This is a genomic window from Microcoleus sp. B3-A4 (assembly GCF_036705385.1).
Taxonomy (GTDB): domain Bacteria; phylum Cyanobacteriota; class Cyanobacteriia; order Cyanobacteriales; family Microcoleaceae; genus Microcoleus.
On sequence record NZ_JAUBUI010000045.1, the window covers coordinates 26,616 to 49,502 of the forward strand.

Genomic DNA, 22,887 nt, shown 5'->3' on the forward strand with positions numbered 1-22,887 from the left:
AAAAAAATATTGTTTTCATAGAGGGAGTTAAATGCCCTACAGTCAATTTAGCATAGAACAAATTAAGGCAACTTTCGGCATCGCCTTTTCGAGCAAGATGGGCTTGTTTGCTGACATTCCCGAAATAGAACCAAGCAGTTTTTTGCAAGAAACTTTGCAATTCAATCTGCCTTTAGCACTAGAAATTAATTCCGAGAAAGCTCGCTCCGAGCTAATTGTTGCGCCAATATTAGTTGAGATAAAAAAACTGCTGCCGCAGCGGATAAGTTTATTTTCCGGTCGAGAATTCAATGTAGACGCTGCTAGGGGTTTGAGCGGTTATTGCGATTTTCTAATTAGCAGATCGCCGGAACAGCTAGTCATTGAATCCCCAGTTATCGCCTTAGTTGAAGCCAAAAATGACAACATCCAATCCGGCTTAGGACAGTGCATGGCAGAAACGATCGCAGCACAAATATTTAACCAACGTCAAGAAAATGACATTCAGACAATTTATGGAGTGATCACCACTGGAAGTATTTGGAAATTTTTCAAACTAGAAGGAATTGCGATCGAGATTGACACCAGCGAATATTTTATTAATAATGTTGGTAAAATTCTCGGTATCTTAATAAATTTTATAGAGTCTTGAGTGAAACCAGAATGTATTATTTAAGCTGCTGCGTGCAAATCGCAAGTTAAAATAGTTGTTGATATCGTTTAACCAAAGCCAGCCATGAATCAAGCGCCCAATCCCTTTAACTCAAATCCGTCCAATCCGCTAGACCCCTTGGAGCAAGAAGTTGACGAGCAAGGTGAAGCATTGCCGAGACAGTACCATCCGGCAACTAAAAAAACTCTGCAAAAAGTCTTTATCATCCTGGTAGTTGTTGGGGCAATTATTGGGGGAATTCTATCTATAGGGGTGATTTCGCTGATGCAAAAGGCGGGACTGACAGATGTGCCGGCAAGGGTACAGAATCCTAAGTGAATGGGTGAGTTGAGCGTACCTGAAGCGATCGCCGAGCCTTAATTATAGTATCGTTCAATATCGCGCCCATGTTGCGCGAAATTAAGATGCGATCGCTCACCTATTACAAAAATAAATCTTAAGATTTTCATTATTTTATTTTAGGCAACTGTGTCTATATAATCAAATTCTGTGCTGTAGTGACCCGGATCAAAAACAGTTTTAAATAAACCACACTTATTCTGAGTAATAGAGAGAATGTTACTTATTGCACTATTTTTCGCTACGTTTTTTTTAGCATACTGCAATGGTGCTAATGATAATTTTAAAGGCGTGGCGACACTGTTTGGCAGTCAGACGACTAACTATAAAACAGCAATTGGTTGGGCCACGATTACAACTTTTGCAGGTTCAATATTTTCTATTTTTTTAGCAGAAACGCTGGTAAAAAGCTTTTCTGGAAAAGGGCTAGTTCCAGACGAGATCGCCAATGGCACAGATTTTCATTTGGCAGTCGCGATCGCTGCGGGTTTAACCGTTATTCTTGCTACCTTAACTGGATTCCCTATTTCCACAACTCACGGTCTTACAGGTGCGCTTGTCGGTGCAGGTTTAGTAGCAATTGGTACTCAAGTTAATTTTACAGCATTGCAGAAAAGTTTTCTAATGCCTTTGTTGCTGAGTCCCATGATTGCGATTCTATTAGGAGCTTTAATTTATGCCCTGTCTCGCTACCTGCGAGTTTATTTAGGAATCCAGAAAGAATGGTGTATTTGCGCTGGTGAAATTCAACAGATTATTCCCATTCCCCAGCCCGATGCAACTAACATACTTAAGTGCATCACAACCGCTGATGTCGCGGTCGATTCTCTAGATAAATGCACGCAAAGGTACCAGGGAAATTTCTTACAAATTCCCAGCCAAAAGTTAGTCGATATTTGCCATTTTATAAGTGCGGGAATCGTCAGTTTTGCCCGAGGATTGAACGATACTCCGAAAATTGTTTCGCTGATGTTAGTCGGTCAATCAATATCAGTTCAGTGGGGAAGTTTAGCAGTAGGTTTTGGAATGGCGATCGGCGGTTTATTGAATGCTAAAAAAGTTGCCGAAACAATGAGCAAAAAGCTTACAGCCATGAATACCGGTCAAGGACTTGTGGCAAACTTAGTGACGGGATTTTTAGTTATTGCTGCCAGTCGCTATGGACTTCCAGTTTCTACTACCCATGTTTCGGTAGGTTCAATTTTTGGTGTTGGATTGATTTCAAAAAAAGCTAATGTGCGCGTTTTCTATCAGATTCTACTATCATGGATTTTGACGTTGCCAATTGCTGCTACCATCAGCGGCTGTGCTTACTGGGTGTTGCATCGCTAAGAGAATTAATCGTTAGTCCTAGAATAGAAAGAGTTCGCAGTTGATTTGGGATTGCCATCAAAGGATAACCCGATCGAATCTAACGGTAAAAACAAGAAATCGCGCCGGGAGTGGTTGAATAAAAAATTAAGGGTAATTTATGGTTAAAAATTCTCCGATCGCGCCGCCTGTTGCAGATAAATCGATCGCTGCTGGCTTTCACGCTCTTTCTGACCCCCTGCGGATTCAGATTTTGGAGTTGCTGCGGGAACAGGAGTTGTGCGTGTGCGATTTGTGCGATCGACTCAACGTCCCTCAGTCTAAACTCTCTTTTCACCTCAAAGCCTTGAAGGATGCAGCTTTAGTCCGCAGCCGCCAAGAAGGCCGCTGGATTTACTACAGCCTCAATTTAGCTCAGTTTGTCGCCCTCGAACAGTACCTCGCCGAATACCGCCGCTTCAGCCAGATCCTGCCGGCGCGCCCTTGTTCTGACGCGGGTTAACCCATCAACATTTCTTAATCACTCAAATACTGATATGGCTTGTTTGAGGATTGACATATCAATTTTTATTGATATGATGGGAGGGGACAAATTAGTTGAGATCGATGGATGCAACAGCTCATAGGTTAGCTTGTACTCGGCCCGATTGCAGGCGAGAGGCGATCGCCGAATTTTTAGGTACATTTATTTTGGTTTTTGCAGGCACCGGTGCGGTGATGGTTAACAAAACTAGCGCTGGTTCCGTAACTCATTTAGGCGTCAGTTTTGTATTTGGTGCAGTAGTAACTGCGATGATTTACGCCCTAGGACACATCAGCGGTGCACACTTTAATCCGGCTGTAACTTTAGGGTTTTGGGCGAGCGGTTTTTTCCCAAAATACAAAGTTTTGCCTTACGTTTTAGCGCAGTGTGCGGGTGCAATCGCAGCTTCTCAACTGCTGCTAATTACTTTAGGTGAAGTAGCAAATCTCGGTGCAACTATCCCTCTCAATGGTCACTGGTTGCAGTCTCTAATTTTAGAAACAGTTTTGACCTTTATTTTAATGTTTGTTATCCTCGGTTCTGGACTAGATAGACGCGCTCACATCGGCTTTGCCGGGATAGCAATTGGGTTAACTGTAGGGTTAGAAGCTGCATTTATGGGGCCGATTACCGGAGCTAGCATGAATCCGGCACGCTCTCTCGGGCCGGCTTTAATTGGCGGGATTTGGGAGCACCATTGGGTTTACTGGGTTGCCCCTATCTGGGGAGCACAATTAGCAGTCGCAGTTTATCGGGAATTGTCTAACGGATTTCGGGATTTTAATTGAAAGTATCATGGCAAATTTGACGCACAAACCGAGAATTTTGTTTCTATACGGCTCTTTGAGAGAGCGTTCTTACAGCCGCTTGTTGGCGGAAGAAGCGGCGAGAATTATTGAGGATTTCGGTGCCGAAGTTCGATTTTTTAATCCTCTGGAATTGCCGATTTACGGCAGCGTTCCCGATACGCATCCGAAGGTTCAGGAATTGCGGGAATTGAGCCTGTGGTCGGAGGGTCAAGTGTGGTCTAGTCCAGAAATGCACGGCAATATTACCGGCATTATGAAAAATCAAATTGACTGGATTCCTTTAAGCATTGGGGCTGTCAGACCGACTCAAGGCAGAACTTTGGCGGTGATGCAAGTTAGCGGCGGTTCGCAATCTTTTAATGCTGTCAATACTTTGAGAATTTTGGGCCGGTGGATGCGGATGTTTACGATTCCGAACCAGTCTTCGGTTGCGAAAGCTTATCAGGAATTTAATGAAGATGGGACGATGAAGGATTCGCCTTATCGCGATCGCGCGATCGACGTAATGGAGGAACTGTACAAGTTTACCTTGCTGTTGCGGGAGCAAACCGACTATTTGACCGATCGCTACAGCGAACGCAAGGAACAAGCCGCTAAAGAGGCGATCGCCCTAGCAAATCGCGCCCTTGAATTACCGGGCGCTTAGAAACCGCCGGCACCCCGACAACAACCCATAACCAACAACTAACAACTAACAACCAACAAAAACCATGAAAAAAGTAATGTTTGTTTGCAAAAGAAACTCCTGCCGATCGCAAATGGCAGAAGGATTCGCTAAAACCATCGGAGCCGGCAAGATTGGAGTCACCAGTTCCGGGTTAGAATCAAGCAGAGTTCATCCGACAGCAATTCAAGTGATGTCAGAAATCGGCATTGACATCACCGATCAAACATCTAACCCATTAAACGAATTCAATGCCGAAGACTACGATGCAGTAATTTCTCTCTGTGGCTGCGGCGTGAATTTACCCGAAGCGTGGGTTTTGCGAGAAGTGTTTGAAGATTGGCAACTCGACGATCCAGACGGACAACCCATCGAAACTTTTCACCGCGTTCGAGATGAAATTAAAGCACGAGTTGAAACATTAGTTGACTCTCTAAAGTAAGATTAATAGTCCTACACGCACGGGTGGTCAGAAATCGGTTTTTTTTCTGGGAAGACGCTTTACCTCCCCCAAAAACGGCACAGAACCCGGTTTCTTGAGTTTTGATGCGTCCAGAACTATTAGAATTAGTGCTAAATTATGAGAGGCGTTCCGTCGGAACGCCTCTACATTCGTTGCGAGCACAGACCAAAAGGTTAGCACATGATTCAGACAGCAGTCACCCCTTTCAAAAACAAAATTAACTCAGCTTTAACTAAAAAGCAGATTACAGTTTTACAAATTAATCTCGGCAAACGCTGCAACCTCGCTTGCACTCACTGCCACGTAGAAGCTAGCCCGACACGAACAGAAGAACTTGGCCCGGAAGTTTGCGACCAATTAATTGAAATCATTCGCCGCTTTCCTCAAATTCAAACTGTTGACCTCACAGGCGGTGCTCCCGAAATGCTTTACGGTTTTAAACCGCTAGCGGAAGCTGCCAGGGCGGCAGGTAAAGAGGTAATTGTTCGTTCTAATTTGACGATTTACTTTGAAAAAGGTTTTGAAGATATTCCTGAATATTGCGCGCAGAACCAACTCAGAATTGTGGCGTCGCTTCCCTGCTACCAAGCTGACAATGTAGAAAAAATGCGTGGCAGTGGTGTTTTTGACAGTTCGATTCGGGCGCTGCAAAAGCTAAATCAGTTGGGATACGGGAAAAACCCAAATTTAATTGTAGATTTGGTGTACAATCCGCAAGTACCCACAACAGACAAGTTTTCCCTAACGCCGGAACAAGGCAAGTTGCAGCAAGATTACAAGGTTTATTTAGCCGAACATTTTGGGATTTGTTTTAATCAATTGTTCGCGATTACTAATTTGCCGGTGGGACGGACTAAGTTTCATTTGGAACATAAGAAACTGCACAAGCCTTATCTCGGGTTCTTGGAGAATAATTTTAATCCCGGTACTCTGGAACATTTAATGTGCCGTAACGAATTGTCGATCGACTATTTGGGCAATGTCTACGACTGCGATTTTAACCAGATGGAACATCTGCCGGCGAAAACTGGCAGCGGGGAAAAGATAACTGCTGCTAAATTGCTCGAATCTGGGACTTTAGATTTGATTCAAGAGGTGCAAACTGCTGCTTATTGTTACGGCTGTACGGCGGGTAGCGGTTCTAGCTGCGGCGGTACTTTGATTTAATTTAAGGGAAAAGTTGCGCTTTACATCATCAATCGGATGAAATACAGTAGGGACACGGCATTGCCGTGTCCCTACACTTGAAACGACGGTGTATGCAATGAATGAGTGGAGAGTTTAAGTAATGAATGATTCGCGATCGCCCGGTGAAAATCCACCGCCATCCAACAGGTGGAAGCTGATTTTAGGGATTGGTTTAGCTGTGGCTTTAATTGCAGCGACCAGGTTTTTTAACTTCCAAGGAATTCTGAAAAATGCCTTGGAGTCGATCGCGAGTCTCGGCCCGTGGGGCCCGGCAGCTTTTATTTTAATTTACATTGTAGCAACGGTTCTATTTATCCCCGGTTCTTTGCTGACTCTGGGTTCTGGCGTTTTGTTTGGAGTCGTTGGCGGTTCGGTTTGTGTTTCCATCGGCTCGATTTTAGGCGCAACTTGCGCTTTTTTAACAGGAAGGTATTTAACTCGCGACTGGGTTTCCAAACAGATAGAGGGTAATCAAAAATTTAAGGCGATCGACTCCGCAGTTGCCTCTGAAGGATGGAAAATTGTGCTGCTGACGCGGCTTTCTCCCATTTTTCCATTTAATTTACTTAACTATGCTTTTGGAGTCACGCAGGTATCTCTAAAAGACTATTTTTTGGCATCTTGGATCGGCATGATTCCGGGAACTGTCATGTATGTTTATATCGGTTCCCTGGCTGGGAGTTTGGCTGCACTTGGATCGCAAGGGCGATCGCGCACTGCTGCTGAGTGGACTCTCTACGCCATTGGTTTGCTAGCAACGATCGCCCTCACCGTTTATGCAACCCGCTTGGCTAAGAAAGCTTTAGACGAAAAAATTTCCTCTTGAAACCACAGCGCAAATTGGTAAAATTGTCAAGAGGGTTTTGCCCATACATTATAATACCTTGGTAATTTAAAAAACTCCGTGTTTTCTCTATGTTATTTACAATAATTTTGTTATACAAACGAGATAGATATTAAAGATATCGTAAAGCACTAACCTCAATTAGGTAAACCGAAGGTCGAAATATAAAGCTGATGCCAAAATAGAAGGGGAGCGTGCGATCGGAATAAGAATTGTTTGCAGCCAGGAATGCAAGTCATACCATTTTAAATTTGAGATTTGAGATTTTAGATTGGGAATGACTGATGACTACCAGGGTTGGGCTCACCGGCCTACAGTTGCATTATTTTCTGAAACTGGTCTCACGACTTGCCGGATATTAATTCTGGCGGATGACCAATACCGTTTGATGAATTTGATTCGGAGAGAACATTTGATGATGCAAAACCCAGCAAATCAAGCCGGATCAGTGTCTGCGCCGCCATCCCACCAAGCAAAAAACCTGCGCCACTTTTGGGACAACATCAGTAGTTCTGCTCAATCGCGATGGCAGCAAGCGCATAGTCTTTGGCAGCACAGACGGCAGCGCCGCCATTTGCTGACCCTGCTAGTTCTGGCCACCACGGCTTTAACCATTAGCACAACTGCTTGCATCAGCTATTTTTTTGTGCGCGGGCTAATCCTCGACAATTTAAAGCAAATAGCACTATTAAAACTAGAAAAAGGCACTGACGAAATCGACCGCTGGCTCAGCACTCGCAAAGCAGAAATAGAAACCATTGCTTACGACCCTACAGTTAGCACTGTCAATTGGAAATTAGTCGAACCCCGGTTGCAAAGAGAAATATACAGGTTAAAAGAGTATTTCATCCTGTCATTAACTCAACCGGACGGCTCATTTATCAACACTTTAGGCAACCGCACGAACATCAAAGACCGCCAACACTTTCAAAAAGCAATGGCCGGGCAGCTCAACGTTTCCGACCCGCTGATAGGCCGCAGTACAAAAGTTTCGACGATCATCATTACAGCTCCTATTTGGGCCTTGCCTCCCGCTCCCAATAAAATAATTGGAGTCCTCGCGGGCGCCATTAAATTAGACCGAGTAACATCTGTCGCTAACAGCTTACTATACGGTTCTGACAGTTATGCTTTTGCGCTCAATTCACAAGGAGTGCCAATTGTTCATCCCAACAATAACTTAATCGGAAATATCGACCAGGAGGCCCCAAGCTTTTTACAGTCAAAAGACCCCGCACTCTCCACAATTGCGCGGCAGATGATCGACCGCCAGACGAACATCGAACTGGTAAAAATAGATAATAAATGGGTGTATGTGGCCTATGCTCCCCTCAAGGAAGTTAACTGGTCGATGGCTTTAGTAATTCCCCGCGAAAATATTGAATCCCAACTGCAAGCATTAAATTTGCTGACATCCGTAGTCGCCGGACTGCTCGTCCCGGCAATGCTAGCAGCCATTTGGCTAATTTACTCCTCCGAAAACAATCGCGCTCAAGCGGAGCGAGAAGCCATGCTCAACCGGATTGCTGGACGCATTCGCGCTTCCCTGGAATTAGACAAAATTGTGCAAAGTACAGTCGAAGAAATAGCAAGTTTGCTGCACCTAGAACGGGCGGCTTTTGGTTGGTACAAACCGCAAGAAAAAATGTTACAAATCCTCTGGGAATGTTGCCCATCTGATTCTCGGACACAAGCCATAAAGTTTGAGCCTTACTTTCTCGAAGATGTGTTAGTACGGAGTGCTCAAGGCGAACCAATTATTCTTTCGAGCGACACTTGGGCGGAGGGTGTAACTCAACCGCCCGAATTTAAAGCTAATAGCTATTTAGCCGTACCTGTCCACACTCAGAACCAGCCGCAGGGTTATTTAATTTGCAGCCACGTTACTCATTGGCTTTGGAGCAAGGAGGAAATCCAACTCTTAAAAGCGGTAGCCGACCAACTGGCGATCGCAATTACTCAAGCTCACCTTTACAGTCAAACCCAAGACCAAGTAAAACTCCTTAATAGTGCCTTAAATGAACTGAAAAAGACTCAAACTCATTTAGTGCAGAGCGAAAAAATGTCATCACTAGGTCAAATGGTAGCTGGGATAGCGCACGAAATCAACAACCCGGTTAACTTCATTTCGGCTAATTTACCTCACACCAGCAAATATACTCAAAATTTATTAGAATTGGTGAGTTTATACAAACAAAAGTTCCCGGAAGTCCCCCCGGAAATCGCCGACTTTACCGAAGAAATCGAGTTAGACTTTATCGAGGAAGATTTGCCGCATATATTGAATTCTATGAAAATAGGAACCGAACGCATTCGCAGCATCGTTCTTTCTTTGCGTAACTTTTCTCGCCTCGATGAATCTGACAAAAAGGAGGCGGATATTCACGAAGGTATAGAAAATACCTTGCTGTTGCTCTCCAACCGCATCAAAAATAGAATTTATATAGTCAAAAAATACGGAAAAGTGCCTTCAGTCGAGTGCTATCCGTCTCAGCTCAATCAGGTTTTTATGAACTTGCTGAACAATGCGATCGATGCCTTGAACGAGATCGATCGCGTGGATAAAATCATTACAATTTCCACGGGAGTAGTTCGCGAAAATGGCGGAAAATTTCTGAAAGTGGCGATCGCCGACAACGGCCCAGGCATTCCCGACAGCGTTAAAGACAAAATTTATAACCCATTTTTTACTACTAAACCAGTGGGTCAAGGCACTGGTTTGGGGTTAGCAATTAGCTACAAGATTGTAGTGGATGGACACGGCGGCAGCATCAAAATTTCTAAACCTCCGGGCGGCGGGACGGAGTTTTTGGTAAAAATTCCTATTAGTAACGGGAAGTAAGAGTATTTTAGATTTTAGATTTTAGATTTTCAATTGGGGAATGACTGATAATACAAGGGTTTGGATATTATCTATAGTTGCATTATTTTGAGAAACTGGTATCAGGAGGAAGTGGGAATGGAATCCCACGGAGTTTATAACCGAGGTAAGGGATAGAGGTTCGAGGGAAGATGTTGGAGGGGACAAAAAGTTTTAATTAATGCTAAGTTGACGGCTGTTGGCTAAAATTAGAAGAGTTTTTGTTAAAGGTGTTTTATGGCTGTTGGCAAGGATACAATTTTCGAGCGCTTTTTGTCGCCCCTGATGCGACTGGCGATCGACGAACAAGCACTGAAACGACTCTACGAAGGTATCGACTGGGAAACAGCGGGCGATCGCTACCGACAACCCGACTTAGTTTATCCCGAATATTACACCAGCCAAAACTTTCACGGCATTAAACGCGGCTACCTCAACCCCAGTGCCGCCGTTTCCTACGATCCAATCACGCAATATGTTTTGCCTCCCCACGAAACAGTCGTCAGGCAAGGCTTAATTGACGCTGTGCGGGTGAAACCGCGCCGAATTATCGATTTGGGATGCGGCACCGGTTCGACAACGCTCATGCTCAAGCAGGCTTTTCCCGAAGCGGAAGTTGTCGGGCTGGACTTGTCGCCTTATATGCTGGTAGTTGCCGACATGAAAGCGCAAAAAGCCGGCTTAAATATCGAGTGGTTGCACGGAAATGCCGAAAGCGTTGCTTTTGGCGATGCCAGCTTTGATTTAGTCGCAGCTTCCTTGCTGTTTCACGAGACGCCGCCTGCTGTGTCGCGGGCAATTTTGCGAGAAAGCTTCCGACTGCTGAAGGTTGGGGGACAAGTGGCAATTTTGGACGGAAACCAAAAAACTTTGCGGCAGACAGAGTGGCTGACTGATATCTTTGAAGAGCCTTATATTAAGTCTTACGCGGCTGGCAGCCTCGATGCTTGGGCGGGGGCGGCTGGATTCGCGGCGGTACAAACTCACGAACACTGGTGGGCGAATCAGGTGACACAGGGCGTGAAACCTTTGCCGGGGGAAGATTTGGAACAGATGCGAGTGGCAAGGGGGTGGAATTGGGGCGATCGAACTCCTGATTTTGATGGGGATTTACCGGGCATTCCAGCTCCTGCTTGATCTATTAACTGTTGCCTGTTAATTGTTAACTGTTAGCAAACTAATGACTAATGACTCATGACTAATGACTCTAAAAGCAGTTTTATTTGATTTTAATGGTGTGATTGTTAATGACGAGCCGATTCACGAGAAAATAATCGATCAATTGATGCTCGATGAAAATCTCCAGCTCCAACGTGGGGAGGTTCGAGAAGTTTGTTTGGGAAGAAGCAATCGCGCTTGCATTACCGCACTGCTCGAGCGCCGGGGACGATTTCTGACAGAAACATACCTCGATCGGCTGCTGCGGCGCAAGGCCGAAGCTTACAAAGCTCAAATAGATACTTTGGAGAAACTGCCGATTTATCCGGGTTTGGCAGAATTTATTGACAAAATTCGGGTCGCTGGACTGAAAATGGCCGTAGTTAGCGGGGCAATGCGATCGGATATAGAATTGGTGTTACATCGGGCCGGTTTGGCAGCAAACTTTGAGTTAATTGTCGCAGGCGACGACTTGACGGCGAGCAAACCAGCACCCGACGGCTATCTATTGGCTGTGGAACTTCTCAACCAGAAATATCCCGACTTTAACCTGCAACCGATCGAGTGTTTGGCGATAGAAGATACTTTTGCGGGGATTGAAGCGGCGAAAAAAGCGGGGATTCAGGTTGCGGGTGTGACTCACACTTACCCGTTTCACATGATCCAGCGCCAAGCTAATTGGACGGTGGACTATTTTGCGGATTTAGAGTTGGACAGAGTGGCCCAACTTTGCTCGATCGCCCCCACTGAGCCGGCCGCGCAAAACACTTGACGTTTTTAGCAATTACGTGCTAGTGTAGGTGACGGTCTGCGAACGTGAGAGCAAGCAAGACGTGTAAGCCTTTTAGATTCGGCAATCCCGCATCTAAAATGCTAAATTAAAACTCAATCAGGGGAATTAGCTCAGTTGGTAGAGCGCTGCGATCGCACCGCAGAGGCCAGCGGTTCGAGTCCGCTATTCTCCATATGTCGAATTACAAATTATGTGTCGTCGTTAACACATTAATGTCCTCATAATAGACAATATCTAGCTTCAAGTTTGAGAGGAGGCGGGGAGTGCGATCGCAAACTCTGCTCCCCCTCCCAAAGATGAAATTACCTCTATTTTCCCCCGATGTTTTTCCACAATCTGATAGCAAATTGCCAGGCCAATACCCGTGCCTTTTCCTGGTTCTTTAGTTGTAAAAAAAGGGTCAAATAGCTTGCTTTGGATTGCGAGTGAAATGCCAGGCCCGTTATCGCAAATTCGCACCAGAATTTGGCTACTGTCCAACTTTTGCGTCTGAATGAAAATCTGAGGAGTTTTACCTTTTTTAAAGTTACCCGATGACTCTTCTAGTGCATCTATCGCATTTACTAGAATATTCATAAATACTTGATTTAGCTGCGCTGGATAACAGTCTATTTCTGGCAATTCTCCATAGTTTTTGACAACTTCAATTCCCTGCTTGAGCCGACTGTTCAAAATCAACAGTGTATTGTCAATGCCTTCATGGATATCAACTAATTTCATTTGAGCTTCATCGAGGCGAGAGAAGTTTCGCAAAGACAAGACTATTTGCCGGATGCGTTCTGAACCTATTTTCATAGACTCAAGCAGTTTTAGTAAATCTTCTGTGATAAAGTCTATTTCTATCTCTACGAGTTTTTCTGCGATTGCCTCTTTGGGTTGCGGGTATTCCTGCTGATAGAGACGGAGTAAATTCAGCAAATCTATAATATACTGGTTGGCGTATTCTAGGTTGCCGTGAATAAAGTTAACAGGGTTGTTTATTTCGTGGGCTACCCCTGCCACCATCTGCCCTAAACTGGACATTTTTTCGGTTTGAATTAACTGGGTTTGGGTGTGTTTAAGTTGGTGAAGCGCTGCTGTAAGTTCTTCTGTTCTTTCTTGTACTCGCTCTTCCAAATTATGGCGAGCCAGCTCTAATTCATGGGTGTATTCTGCTACCCACTGAACTAATTGATTGATGGATTTTGCTAAGGTTCCTACTTCATCTTCTGTAGTAACAGGTGCTTGCAAATCAAAATTTGCTTGTTGAGTAATAGTTTGAGCAACGCTGGTAACGGCTTGGAGAGGAATGGCGATCGCGCGGCTGGTACAGATGGCTAGAAAAGTAGCGAGCGCGACTGATACTAACATACTCACTACGAGGATTTGCTCTCGTAGTTTCTCAGCTCTATTAAAATTAACGTAGGCTTGTCTCTGCTGTGCCTTAGCTACTTGTGTCATCACGCTCAAATTCTCTGACAGCAGCTCAAACTTAACATCAAGCTTAACGGCTCTCTCCCCTCTGATTAAATCCAATACTTGCTGCTGTGCCTCTTTAACTTCCTCTGGTTTTAGTGAAGAATGATCTATTTCTTGCCAAAAAGATTTGAGCAATTGAGAATACGAATCTGTAGCCGTTGTGTAACCGTTTAACAATTCCTTTAATGCAGCAGAACTTACTGCTAATTCTGCCGAATGTTCTTCCGTAAATAAAGCTAGTTCTGCAATATTTTTTTTTACTACATCAACATCTTTCAAGAACTTAGCAGTTTCATATTCAAACCAGATTGAATCTCCCAAGACAAAGATTAACCGTTTGGGATGTGACTGCACTGCTTGCACGGAATATTCTAAATCTCTGAGCAAATCTTGTTGCTCGTCGGCGAAGGTTAAAGCTTGGAAAGCTTGCTTTTGATAATAGTCTCCGTAGAGCATTCCCGCTGTTGTTCCTAGTACGGCTATTCCCATTGCTAGGGAGTAGCCATAATTAATTTTTTTGGCAATGCTTAAGCGAGAAATGAAGCGGTTAATTGCAGTCAAGGGAGTTTTTTTGATAGGATTTTTGATGTCGCGAGATTCTTCAGTGACAGCGGTATTATTTTTTCCTCTATTTAGGGTAAGATTATTGAACTTTACAGCCCCATTATCTTCCTGTTCAAACTTTTGCATACTGGCAACCTGAGCTAAATTTTAACAAGTTTATTAGTAAATGCACATAAATAAAGTATCTTATTCGTAGTAGGCAATATTTCCTATAGTTTATGAATTAAGGGCAAAAGCTCTACTACAAATTGGGTATTAGATAAAATTTAACCTTAAAAGACTTTCCCCTGACCAATGGCTTTATAAACTTCACGAATCATGTTATAATCACTGTCGTGTACTGGCACCAGTTTAGCTCCTTGATACTTATCATTAGCTTTCCCAAGTAAAATTGCTTCAATTAGCTTATCTTGATTTTCAACCACGCGAGCGCGAATTTTTTCAACAAGAGTATTCGGCAGGTTGCTACTAGCTACAAACAAGTCACTAGGTAAGGGTTTCCCGGTCGAAATAATCCGAAAATCTTTGGTCGATAAACCGTCTTTTTTGAGTAAATCTTTGTATCTATTCAAACCAATTGCTAAGGCATCAACTTGCTCGTTTTTAAGAGCCTGCAAACCCTTTTTCCCCAACATTGAGATTTTGAAGTCGGATTGGGGATTTAAGCCAGCATCCAGGAGAATTTTAATCGGCCCTAGATGACCACCAGTTGCCCCAATTTCCCACATAGCTATTGTTTTACCTTTCAATTGTGCTGCTGACTTAATCTCGCTATTGGCACGAACAAGAATAAGTGAGTGATAGTCGGGGCGGGTGATGGCAATGATGGGAACAGCATTTGTCCGAGCCCGCATAATCACATATTCAGAGGGCCCTGTTAGAGCTAATTTTAGCTGACCGGACTGGAGAGCTACGGCTGCTGCTATATAGTTATCTACTGGGAACAATTCAATTTTTTTCTCTAAGACTTCCCCAAGAACAGTCCGAAATGCTTGATAATTTTGCTGCAAATCTTCTGATCCCTTAACATCAGTTACGGCAAATTCAAGGGTTTCTGGTTCACTTACGGCCAAATTGGAAGAACTGCGATTAGATTGATTTACTGTTGTAGAACAGCTTGTTACAAACAATAGGGAGAACCCAACAAAAGGCCGCCTCTTCATAATTTTTAGGAATTTTAGTGGTCGTTGAAAATTTCATAACTATTATAAGCTATTTGGAATCAGCTTTGATTAAAAGAGATTATCCATTGGTTAAACTTCTGTGCGGAAAAATCTTTAAGAAAATTTTTATCGCTCGGTGTTCGGGTTGGGAGCGTAAGGCAGCGGATATTGTAAATCTAACTCCTTAAATGCTGCCCGTGGTAAGTGGCAGGAATCGCAAACGCCGCAAGCAACCTCACCGTCGGGGTAACAAGACCAAGTTTTTTCCCAACCCACTCCTCAATTATTGCCTACTTTAATGATTTCTGTCTTTTTTAGCTCAATCAGCGGTGTTGAGAGAGAAATTGCCTCGCCTTCTCTCCGTTGTTTTGTCCTTAGCTGAAATACTTCTTTCATGGCTTGAATATAATCGGGGCGACAGTCTCGATAGCCGGAATAGTCTAAAGCGTTGACGCAAATGCAAATGCGATCGGCGTTGAGAGCAGCAGCCCTGGCGACGCCAAAACTTAGGAGAATTCTACGGCGGGAGGTAGGTTATCGCGATGCTTTCGGAGATTTGATCGACGGTGCTAGCACCAAAAAGCGTCTGGCTTTCCTGCAATGGTTTTGAAGGGAGCGATCGCCTCAACGGATCTCGATCGAGTACAATCTCCTATTACCAGCACGCATGAAAAGGAGTTTGATTGTCTAATCAACATTTTAAGCTGTTTTTTCAAACAATCAAGCTTAATGTGTTAGACGCTGCCGTAATTTTTGCAAGTCCCGTTTTTTAAGAAGCGACACAGAAGTTGTCCAAAGTTTAAATAGCGACAACGAGCGTGTTCAAGTGACTGCTGTAATTTCGGTGCGATCAAAGCTGCTCTAATCGTTATATAGCAAGGACTTCAGCTCATCGTAGTCAGACGACATTAATTCGTTAAAGCGACAAATAATTTGTTATTCGACAATCAGGGTAATTTACACAAGTCCGATCGTACTCAAAGCGCAGTGCGATCGCCACCCTTTTGAGAGACTGTACTGTAAATTGCCGAAAATTGTCCTTAAACTTTAATTTACTTAATAATAAATTTTGTATCTAAAAATACAACTATCTTATTAAGAGAGCCTTAATATCAAGTCGCTATGTGTTATTATTCTCAATCATCTGACTCATCTATTCAAGAGTAACAAGAAAAAATGACAAAGCGATTCGATCGGCGGAAATTTATTTTATACAGTTCTGCTACCCTAACATCAAGTTTATTTCTCAAAGCTTGTAGAACTCCAACTCCAACAGCAACTCCCGCCGCTTCTCCCACATCAACAGGAACTACACCAGCAGCAGCCGGGGGCGGAAACACGATCAAAGTAGGAATTTTGCATTCCTTGAGCGGCACGATGTCAATCAGTGAAAAAAGCGTTGTCGATGCCGAACAATTAGCGATAGAAGAAATTAATAAAGCTGGTGGCGTCCTCGGAAAACAAATCGAAGCAGTAATAGAAGATGGCAACTCAGACTGGCCGACTTTTGCCGAAAAAGCCAAAAAATTGATCGACCAAGATAAAGTTGTCGCCGTCTTCGGCTGCTGGACATCGGCCAGCCGCAAAGCAGTATTGCCAGTATTTGAAGAAAAAAATCATATGCTCTGGTATCCCGTACAATACGAGGGTCAAGAGTGTTCCAAGAACATTTTCTACACCGGGGCTGCGCCGAACCAGCAAATCGAACCAGCAGTTGACTGGCTACTAGAAAATAAAGGCAAAAAATTCTTCTTAGTGGGGTCTGACTACGTTTTCCCGCGCACGGCTAATACCATTATCAAGGCACAGCTAGCAGCCAAAGGCGGCGAATTAGTTGGGGAAGATTACATTCCTTTGGGCGGGACAGAAGTCACGCCAATTATTACTAAAATTAAGGCAGCTTTGCCAGACGGGGGCGTCATTTTCAATTCCCTCAACGGCGACAGCAACGTAGCATTTTTCAAACAGTTGCAGGGTGCAGGTTTGGGGCCAGACAAATATCCGTCAATGTCGGTCAGTATTGCTGAAGAAGAAGTAAAGGCGATCGGCGTAGAATATCTTAAAGGCCATTACGCCGCCTGGAATTACTTCATGACTGTGGAATCTCCGGCCAATACAAAATTTGTGCAAGCTTTCAAAGCAAAATACGGCAACGATAGAGTGACTAACGACCCGATGGAAGCAGCTTACATCATGGTTTACCTGTGGAAGCAAGCCGTCGAAAAAGCAGGGACAGCCGACGATTTGGAAAAAGTGCGGGCAGCAGCTTTGGGTCAAACCTTTGACGCGCCGGGGGGCACAGTAACGATGGATGTTAACCATCACCTTTCTAAATTTGTGCGGTTGGGCGAAGTTAGAGATGACGGTTTATTTAACATCGCTTTTGCTACACCAGCAGCAGTGAAGCCGGTGCCTTGGAATCAATTTGTCGCTGAAACAAAAGGCTTGGCTTGCGATTGGTCAGACCCCGCAAAAGGTGGCAAATTCAAAGCTTGATAAGTAGGTAATACCAATTTTTTTAACGTTGGCAGCGTATCTTCGATCCCCCCTAGCCCCCCTGAATAAGGGGGGGAGAAGAGCGTTCTTGCGTCACCCCCTACTCTCCGGAATCAGGGGGAACAGGAGTCTTCAAAGTCCCCCTGATTAAGGGAGATTTAGGGGTATCGATATCCTCACTCTAAGCATAATTTATAGAAAACTTGACGCTTAAGTTGACACCAAGGGGGTAAAATCCGCCCCTAATTATCCGCGAATAAAGTTAACCCACTTGATGCAGGAGTAACAAAAGTGGCGATATTAGATGGTTTATTTAACGGCATTAGCATCGGCGCAGTTTTACTAATTGCAGCCCTGGGACTAGCGATTATTTTCGGGCTGATGGGCGTAATTAATATGGCTCATGGCGAATTGATGATGCTGGGGGCTTATACAACTTTCGTGGTGCAAAATGTCTTCAAAGGTATGGGAGGATTTGCTTTTGAAACATACATTTTATTTGCGATTCCCCTCGCTTTTTTAGTAGCTGCATTGGTAGGATTAATTCTCGAACGCGGCGTGATTCGCTATCTTTACGGGCGGCCGCTAGAAACTCTCCTGGCAACTTGGGGAGTAAGTTTAATTTTGCAGCAGTTTGTCCGCAGCGTTAGTTGGGTTCTGGTAATTGGGATTGCGGTGTTTTGTGTGCTGTTTTTTGGCGGTTTGCGGGTGCTGAAATCTCGCCTAGATTTCGATCGCATTCGCAGCAAAATTATCGCCCTAATTTTGCCTTTATCTTTGGGTATTTCCTGGGCCGTGAGCGCCTTTTTAGGACAAACTTACAAGCTGGCAGTAACTCAACCTTGGTTTGGCGCTCAAAATGTGGACGTAACTGCACCGAAATGGTTGCGGGGCGGCATACCGCTAGGCAATTTTCAGTTGCCCTACGCCCGAATTTTTATTATTGTCTTGACCGGAATTTGTTTGGCGGGAATTTACCTATTTTTGCAAAAGTCTGTGTGGGGATTGCGGATTAGATCCGTGACACAAAATCGCAGCATGAGTGCGTGTTTGGGAATCCCTACCGAACAAGTAGACGCGCTGACTTTTGCTTTGGGTTCGGGGTTGGCAGGTGTCGCTGGGTGCGCGATTAGTTTGATCGGTTCCGTAGGGTCAAATACCGGACAAAATTATATAGTCGATACCTTTATGGTGGTGGTTGTGGGCGGTGTTGGCAAGATTGTGGGGAGTGTAGTTGCTGCGATCGCGATCGGCACTGCAAATTACCTGATCGGTTCGGGAACCTTAGCAATAATATTCGCTCCTGTCCAGCCTTTAGCCGACTTCTTCACATTTTTCGCCACAACCAGCATGGCAAAAGTGATGGTATTCGCCTTAATTATGGCTTTTCTGCAAGTGAAGCCGGGAGGGATTTTCCCGCAAAAAGGGCGGACGGTAGAAAATTAAAAATTACAACTGCGAGTGTAGCGAAAAATGCAGAAAACACATCAAAAACCCTGGCTAAAAGAAGCGGCAATTGTCAGCGCGATCGCCCTCACATTTATCTTGCTCATCCCAGGAATACTCCCCGACGTTCGGCTCAATCAATTGGGGCGATTTTTAGCACTAGCAATTGCAGCCCTCGGCATAGACTTGATTTGGGGATACACAGGTTTGCTTAGTTTAGGGCATGGGGTGTTTTTTGCGATCGGCGGCTACGCCTTCGCCATGCACCTAAAACTGCAAATTCCCCCAACCGCCAGCAGTCAACTGCCAGAATTTATGAACCTCTACGGCGTTACCGAACTCCCCTGGTTTTGGCAACCATTTTATTCATTTCCCTTCTCAGCATTAGCAGTAGTTCTCCTCCCCGCCCTCTTGGGCGCACTTTTAGGTTATTTAGTATTCCGCAATCGAATTCGAGGCGTTTACTTTTCAATTCTCACCCAAGCAGCAACCATTGTATTTTTCAACTTCTTTAACGGTCAGCAAAAACTGATTAACGGCACTAATGGACTCACCGACTTTAAAACCTTGTTCGGAGCCACCGTAAATGACCGAGATACTCAATATATTTTCTACATTCTCACCATACTATTTCTAGCAGCAACTTACGCCCTCTGCCGATGGCTGACCAGCGGGCGTTTCGGCCGTCTGCTAGTAGCCATTCGCGACGACGAAGTGCGCTTGCGTTTCTCAGGTTACAATCCCACAGGATATAAAGTTTTAGTCTTTGCAATTTCCGCCGGTTTAGCCGGGACTGCAGGCGCATTATTTACCGTACAAACCGGAATCATTTCGCCCAAAGCAATGGATATTGCCTTTTCAATTGAAATGGTAATCTGGGTCGCAGTGGGAGGTCGCGCCACATTATCAGGAGCAATATTAGGAGCGCTGCTAGTCAACTTTGGCAAGAGTTTCTTGAGCGAACAATTTCCCGAAGTTTGGCTGTTTTTCCAAGGCGCCCTCTTCCTAATAGTAGTCACAGTGCTACCCGACGGCTTAGTCGGATGGCTGCAACATCAAGGTTTCGACCAAATCCGCAGGTTGTTCAGAAGACCGAAGTACGCCTCTACTTACCCCAGCCTGGAACAAGACCCCCAAGTGCAGCTCGAAAAAGAAGAATTTGAACATTGAGTGCAAAAATATTGTGTAATTTATAAGTAGGCTGACATAAATAAATGTCACCTACAACAGACAAACAAAGCAATCCCAATAGGCTTGGCAAACGCTGCGTTTATCTCTGTCTGAGGAAACGTAATATATATGTCCACCTACTTAGATATCCGTAGCAACTAGCTTCGTTCTTTAACTTGAGGAGCAACATATGGCAGATATTATTGACTACAAAATCTACGGCGACGATTTGCAACTCATCGAGATTGAACTCGACCCCAAAGAAGGCGTCAGGGCTGAAGCTGGAACCATGACATACATGGAAGGTGACATCCAAATGCAAACATCCACAGGCGGCGGCTTATTTCAAGGTTTCAAACGGATGCTGACAGGAGCGGGTTTTTTCATTACCACCTTTGTCAACGCCGGAAATCGTAAGGCCCGCGTCGCTTTTGCCGCCCCCTATCCGGGTAAAGTAATTCCCCTAGATTTAAGTCAACTGGGCGGTAAATTTTTGTGTCAAAAAGACTCATTTCTCTGTGCGGCCAACGGCATTGAAATTGAGGTAGCATTCACCAAGCGGCTCGGTGCCGGTTTCTTTGGCGGAGAAGGTTTTATCCTGCAAAAATTGCAGGGTGACGGACTAGCTTTTGTTCATGCGGGAGGAACAATAGTTGAGAAAAATTTGGGAGTTGGCGAAGTGTTGCGGGCGGACACTGGTTGTTTAGTAGCTTTTGCGCCGACTGTAGATTACGATATTCAGTTTGTGGGCGGGTTTAAAAATGCTCTATTTGGCGGCGAAGGCTTATTTTTAGTCAAGCTAACCGGCCCTGGAAAAGTGTATTTGCAAAGTCTGCCGCTCTCGAAATTAGCTGAGCGAATTATGGCTGCGGCTCCATCTCCAGTGTCGAGCAGTTCTAGCAGTTTTACTTGAGAGTAAACTGCCAGCAAAAAGTAGTAAGTATGGTGTCATGGAAGGGGAGAAAATCTCCTTAATAAGGGAGAATATTTGCCTGCCGCACTTACAAGAGGTATGAGTTGTTGTTCATTAGTGAGTGAATAGTCAATCATGAATGGAAAAGTATTAGAAATAGAAAACTTGACTGTTAGTTTTGATGGTTTTAAAGCCATCAATGGTTTAAATTTTAGTATGGATGCGGGGGAACTGCGAGTTATTATTGGCCCCAATGGTGCGGGTAAAACAACTTTTCTCGATTCAATTACCGGGAAGGTACAGCCGACAGAGGGCAGGGTGTTATTTAAGGGACAAAATTTACGCAAGTTGTCGGAAGATAGGATTTCGCGCTTGGGAATTGGTCGTAAGTTTCAAACACCGCGAGTTTACTTGAATTTAACGCCACGCGAAAATTTGGAATTGTCTTGCAGCCGCCATAAAAATGTTTTTTCGACTTTGTTCAAGCCTGCTTCGGCTGCTGAAAAACGCACGGTTGCGGGTTTGTTAGAAACAATTGGTTTAGTTGCTAAAGCTGATATTTCGGCGGGTTTGCTTTCTCACGGGGAAAAGCAATGGTTGGAAATTGGAATGTTGGTGGCTCAATCTCCTGATTTGTTATTGGTAGATGAACCTGTGGCGGGTTTGACGGATGAGGAAACGATGTTAACTGGAGAGTTGCTAATTTCGCTGGCGGAAAGTCATTCGGTGTTGGTAATTGAACACGATATGGAGTTTGTGCGGCAGATTGCGCGGCAGGTGACGGTGTTGCATCAGGGTGCGGTTTTGTGTGAGGGCACTATGGATGAGGTGCAAAATGACGAGCGGGTAATTGAGGTATATTTGGGCAAACCGGAAGAGTAAGAAGAAGAAAGTTCGGCAACGGATTGTGTAACGGATGTAACGGATGTAACGGATGTAACTGATATCAGGAAGAAGGAAGAAGTTATTTGTTAGTTGCTACTAATTTCCCGGCCCACTTACCCATTAAAAACTATGCTACAAGTCTCTAATTTGAATGTTTATTACGGCGAAAGTCACATTTTGCGCGATGTCGATTTAAGCGTCATGGCGGGGCAAATGGTTTGCTTAATCGGCCGCAATGGTGTGGGCAAAACTACTATGCTAAAAACGATTATGGGGTTGCTGCAACCGCGCAGTGGCACTATTGCTTTTGGCGGAGAATCTATTGCTTCTAAGTTGACTCACCAGCGGGCTAGATTAGGAATTGGTTATGTGCCTCAAGGGCGCGAAATCATTCCACGTTTGACGGTGAAAGAAAATCTATTATTGGGTTTGGAAGCGAAACCAACCAAAATCAAAAATCCTGAAATTCCTGATGAAATTTTTGAGTTATTTCCGGTTTTGAAAACTATGCTCGATCGCCTCGGAGGTGATTTGAGCGGGGGACAGCAGCAGCAGTTAGCTATTGCTAGGGCTTTGATGGGTGAGCCGCAGTTGCTGGTTTTGGATGAGCCTACGGAAGGGATTCAACCATCCATTATTTTAGATATTGAAGCTGCGGTGCGCCGTGTGGTTACTACTAGGGGAATTTCTGTTTTGTTGGTGGAGCAACATTTGCATTTTGTGCGGCAAGCGGACTGGTATTATGCTATGCAAAAAGGCGGAATAGTGGCTTCTGGAAGCACTAGCGAGTTAAGTGATGAGGTAATTCAGAGGTTTTTGGCTGTTTGAATAGAATTGAAGGAAGGCACGACACGGATTTTGACGATGACAGCGATCGCCTCAAAGAGCAAGAAGGGCAAGCGTTTAGATTGGAAAAATGGCTTATTCGTCTGGGTTCGCTTGGTATTCTGCGATCGCAGTTTGGATTTCCTCGGCCGAGACATTTGCTTGTTCAGATTTCGAGTAAATAGCGATAACCGCCGCTCTTACCAACTTGGGAATCACTGTTTTTAGCCCGGACTTTGTAAACGGTGTATTGAGTCCCTGTAATCTGGTCTCCTATGAAGTTTCCCTGGGGGGGTGACGACCCGCCCCAAACCCATAGTTAGTAAGGATTGAGCCAACTTGTGGTAAAAAAAGATAGGCAGC

At 44.5% G+C, this 22,887-nt stretch carries 22 protein-coding genes, 1 tRNA gene and 1 pseudogene; 21 read left to right on the plus strand and 3 right to left on the minus strand.

Features of this window, described 5'->3' with window-relative positions; translation table 11 throughout:
- The first annotated feature begins 31 nt into the window (after positions 1-31).
- The 13 genes from QUB33_RS18180 (at position 32) to QUB33_RS18240 (ending at position 11,776) form a co-directional block, all read left to right on the plus strand.
- Positions 32-631: a hypothetical protein gene (locus QUB33_RS18180; protein ID WP_333352146.1), complete on the plus strand. Its 600-nt coding sequence runs from the start codon at positions 32-34 to the stop codon at positions 629-631.
- An 84-nt stretch (positions 632-715) separates the two neighbouring features.
- Complete coding sequence (locus tag QUB33_RS18185; protein WP_172188171.1) at positions 716-970, plus strand: hypothetical protein; 255 nt, start codon at positions 716-718, stop codon at positions 968-970.
- Between the two features lie 237 nt (positions 971-1,207).
- Positions 1,208-2,323, plus strand: a complete 1,116-nt coding sequence (locus QUB33_RS18190) for an inorganic phosphate transporter (protein WP_333352148.1) — start codon at positions 1,208-1,210, stop codon at positions 2,321-2,323.
- Between the two features lie 139 nt (positions 2,324-2,462).
- Positions 2,463-2,804 (plus strand): metalloregulator ArsR/SmtB family transcription factor, encoded by a 342-nt coding sequence (locus tag QUB33_RS18195; protein WP_333352150.1) that lies wholly within the window; start codon positions 2,463-2,465, stop codon positions 2,802-2,804.
- Positions 2,805-2,908: 104 nt separating this feature from the next.
- Complete coding sequence (locus QUB33_RS18200) at positions 2,909-3,613, plus strand: MIP/aquaporin family protein (protein WP_333352153.1); 705 nt, start codon at positions 2,909-2,911, stop codon at positions 3,611-3,613.
- A 7-nt stretch (positions 3,614-3,620) separates the two neighbouring features.
- On the plus strand, positions 3,621-4,280 hold the full coding sequence (arsH, locus tag QUB33_RS18205; RefSeq protein ID WP_333352154.1) for an arsenical resistance protein ArsH: 660 nt from the start codon (positions 3,621-3,623) through the stop codon (positions 4,278-4,280).
- Positions 4,281-4,344: 64 nt separating this feature from the next.
- A complete protein-coding gene (gene arsC, locus QUB33_RS18210) occupies positions 4,345-4,740 on the plus strand; it encodes an arsenate reductase, glutathione/glutaredoxin type (RefSeq protein ID WP_190732266.1) in 396 nt (131 codons plus the stop codon).
- Positions 4,741-4,941: 201 nt separating this feature from the next.
- Positions 4,942-5,928, plus strand: coding sequence for an arsenosugar biosynthesis radical SAM (seleno)protein ArsS (arsS, locus tag QUB33_RS18215; protein ID WP_333352157.1), 987 nt, complete (start codon positions 4,942-4,944; stop codon positions 5,926-5,928).
- Between the two features lie 121 nt (positions 5,929-6,049).
- On the plus strand, positions 6,050-6,775 hold the full coding sequence (locus QUB33_RS18220; protein ID WP_333352159.1) for a TVP38/TMEM64 family protein: 726 nt from the start codon (positions 6,050-6,052) through the stop codon (positions 6,773-6,775).
- A 295-nt stretch (positions 6,776-7,070) separates the two neighbouring features.
- A complete protein-coding gene (locus QUB33_RS18225; RefSeq protein ID WP_333352161.1) occupies positions 7,071-9,635 on the plus strand; it encodes an ATP-binding protein in 2,565 nt (854 codons plus the stop codon).
- 255 nt (positions 9,636-9,890) lie between these two features.
- A complete protein-coding gene (locus QUB33_RS18230) occupies positions 9,891-10,790 on the plus strand; it encodes a methyltransferase domain-containing protein (RefSeq protein ID WP_333352164.1) in 900 nt (299 codons plus the stop codon).
- Positions 10,791-10,854: 64 nt separating this feature from the next.
- Positions 10,855-11,583 (plus strand): HAD family phosphatase, encoded by a 729-nt coding sequence (locus QUB33_RS18235; protein WP_333352166.1) that lies wholly within the window; start codon positions 10,855-10,857, stop codon positions 11,581-11,583.
- Positions 11,584-11,703: 120 nt separating this feature from the next.
- Positions 11,704-11,776 (plus strand) — tRNA-Ala (locus QUB33_RS18240).
- A 68-nt stretch (positions 11,777-11,844) separates the two neighbouring features.
- Here QUB33_RS18240 and QUB33_RS18245 read toward each other — a convergent pair.
- The 3 genes and pseudogenes from QUB33_RS18245 to QUB33_RS18255 all read right to left on the minus strand — a co-directional run bounded on the left by QUB33_RS18245 (position 11,845) and on the right by QUB33_RS18255 (position 15,305).
- Positions 11,845-13,752, minus strand: a complete 1,908-nt coding sequence (locus tag QUB33_RS18245) for an ATP-binding protein (RefSeq protein ID WP_333352168.1) — start codon at positions 13,750-13,752, stop codon at positions 11,845-11,847.
- Positions 13,753-13,898: 146 nt separating this feature from the next.
- Positions 13,899-14,789 (minus strand): phosphate/phosphite/phosphonate ABC transporter substrate-binding protein, encoded by an 891-nt coding sequence (locus tag QUB33_RS18250; RefSeq protein WP_333352170.1) that lies wholly within the window; start codon positions 14,787-14,789, stop codon positions 13,899-13,901.
- 126 nt (positions 14,790-14,915) lie between these two features.
- Positions 14,916-15,305, minus strand: a pseudogene (locus QUB33_RS18255) (7-cyano-7-deazaguanine synthase).
- Here QUB33_RS18255 and QUB33_RS18260 point away from each other — a divergent pair.
- From QUB33_RS18260 to QUB33_RS18295, 8 genes are all read left to right on the plus strand, one after another.
- The gene (locus tag QUB33_RS18260) at positions 15,247-15,399 is read left to right on the plus strand and encodes a hypothetical protein (RefSeq protein WP_333352172.1); all 153 of its coding nucleotides are present in this window, start codon (positions 15,247-15,249) and stop codon (positions 15,397-15,399) included. The pseudogene QUB33_RS18255 and the gene QUB33_RS18260 sit on opposite strands and share 59 nt — an antisense overlap.
- Before the next feature lie 566 nt (positions 15,400-15,965).
- A complete protein-coding gene (urtA, locus tag QUB33_RS18265) occupies positions 15,966-17,285 on the plus strand; it encodes an urea ABC transporter substrate-binding protein (RefSeq protein ID WP_333352174.1) in 1,320 nt (439 codons plus the stop codon).
- A 291-nt stretch (positions 17,286-17,576) separates the two neighbouring features.
- Positions 17,577-18,731, plus strand: a complete 1,155-nt coding sequence (locus QUB33_RS18270; protein ID WP_333352176.1) for an ABC transporter permease subunit — start codon at positions 17,577-17,579, stop codon at positions 18,729-18,731.
- 27 nt (positions 18,732-18,758) lie between these two features.
- Complete coding sequence (gene urtC / locus QUB33_RS18275) at positions 18,759-19,901, plus strand: urea ABC transporter permease subunit UrtC (RefSeq protein ID WP_333352177.1); 1,143 nt, start codon at positions 18,759-18,761, stop codon at positions 19,899-19,901.
- A gap of 190 nt (positions 19,902-20,091) precedes the next feature.
- On the plus strand, positions 20,092-20,814 hold the full coding sequence (locus QUB33_RS18280) for a TIGR00266 family protein (RefSeq protein WP_333352179.1): 723 nt from the start codon (positions 20,092-20,094) through the stop codon (positions 20,812-20,814).
- A 135-nt stretch (positions 20,815-20,949) separates the two neighbouring features.
- Positions 20,950-21,696: an urea ABC transporter ATP-binding protein UrtD gene (gene urtD, locus QUB33_RS18285; protein WP_333352181.1), complete on the plus strand. Its 747-nt coding sequence runs from the start codon at positions 20,950-20,952 to the stop codon at positions 21,694-21,696.
- A gap of 132 nt (positions 21,697-21,828) precedes the next feature.
- Positions 21,829-22,527, plus strand: a complete 699-nt coding sequence (gene urtE / locus QUB33_RS18290; RefSeq protein WP_333352184.1) for an urea ABC transporter ATP-binding subunit UrtE — start codon at positions 21,829-21,831, stop codon at positions 22,525-22,527.
- Positions 22,524-22,709 (plus strand): hypothetical protein, encoded by a 186-nt coding sequence (locus tag QUB33_RS18295; protein ID WP_333352186.1) that lies wholly within the window; start codon positions 22,524-22,526, stop codon positions 22,707-22,709. Before urtE ends, QUB33_RS18295 begins: the two co-directional genes overlap by 4 nt.
- Positions 22,710-22,887 lie beyond the last annotated feature (178 nt).

Bases quoted from the DNA above. Each gene is read 5' to 3' on its own strand.
- urtC (WP_333352177.1), top strand. From the start codon at position 18,759: ATGCAGAAAACACATCAAAAACCCTGGCTAAAAGAAGCGGCAATTGTC.
- arsH (WP_333352154.1), top strand. From the start codon at position 3,621: ATGGCAAATTTGACGCACAAACCGAGAATTTTGTTTCTATACGGCTCT.
- QUB33_RS18185 (WP_172188171.1), top strand. From the start codon at position 716: ATGAATCAAGCGCCCAATCCCTTTAACTCAAATCCGTCCAATCCGCTA.
- QUB33_RS18225 (WP_333352161.1), top strand. From the start codon at position 7,071: ATGACTGATGACTACCAGGGTTGGGCTCACCGGCCTACAGTTGCATTA.
- QUB33_RS18230 (WP_333352164.1), top strand. From the start codon at position 9,891: ATGGCTGTTGGCAAGGATACAATTTTCGAGCGCTTTTTGTCGCCCCTG.
- arsC (WP_190732266.1), top strand. From the start codon at position 4,345: ATGAAAAAAGTAATGTTTGTTTGCAAAAGAAACTCCTGCCGATCGCAA.
- QUB33_RS18200 (WP_333352153.1), top strand. From the start codon at position 2,909: ATGGATGCAACAGCTCATAGGTTAGCTTGTACTCGGCCCGATTGCAGG.
- QUB33_RS18220 (WP_333352159.1), top strand. From the start codon at position 6,050: ATGAATGATTCGCGATCGCCCGGTGAAAATCCACCGCCATCCAACAGG.
- QUB33_RS18195 (WP_333352150.1), top strand. From the start codon at position 2,463: ATGGTTAAAAATTCTCCGATCGCGCCGCCTGTTGCAGATAAATCGATC.
- QUB33_RS18280 (WP_333352179.1), top strand. From the start codon at position 20,092: ATGGCAGATATTATTGACTACAAAATCTACGGCGACGATTTGCAACTC.
- QUB33_RS18235 (WP_333352166.1), top strand. From the start codon at position 10,855: ATGACTCTAAAAGCAGTTTTATTTGATTTTAATGGTGTGATTGTTAAT.
- QUB33_RS18190 (WP_333352148.1), top strand. From the start codon at position 1,208: ATGTTACTTATTGCACTATTTTTCGCTACGTTTTTTTTAGCATACTGC.
- urtE (WP_333352184.1), top strand. From the start codon at position 21,829: ATGCTACAAGTCTCTAATTTGAATGTTTATTACGGCGAAAGTCACATT.
- QUB33_RS18260 (WP_333352172.1), top strand. From the start codon at position 15,247: ATGCAAATGCGATCGGCGTTGAGAGCAGCAGCCCTGGCGACGCCAAAA.
- urtA (WP_333352174.1), top strand. From the start codon at position 15,966: ATGACAAAGCGATTCGATCGGCGGAAATTTATTTTATACAGTTCTGCT.
- urtD (WP_333352181.1), top strand. From the start codon at position 20,950: ATGAATGGAAAAGTATTAGAAATAGAAAACTTGACTGTTAGTTTTGAT.
- QUB33_RS18180 (WP_333352146.1), top strand. From the start codon at position 32: ATGCCCTACAGTCAATTTAGCATAGAACAAATTAAGGCAACTTTCGGC.
- QUB33_RS18250 (WP_333352170.1), bottom strand. From the start codon at position 14,789: ATGAAGAGGCGGCCTTTTGTTGGGTTCTCCCTATTGTTTGTAACAAGC.
- QUB33_RS18245 (WP_333352168.1), bottom strand. From the start codon at position 13,752: ATGCAAAAGTTTGAACAGGAAGATAATGGGGCTGTAAAGTTCAATAAT.
- arsS (WP_333352157.1), top strand. From the start codon at position 4,942: ATGATTCAGACAGCAGTCACCCCTTTCAAAAACAAAATTAACTCAGCT.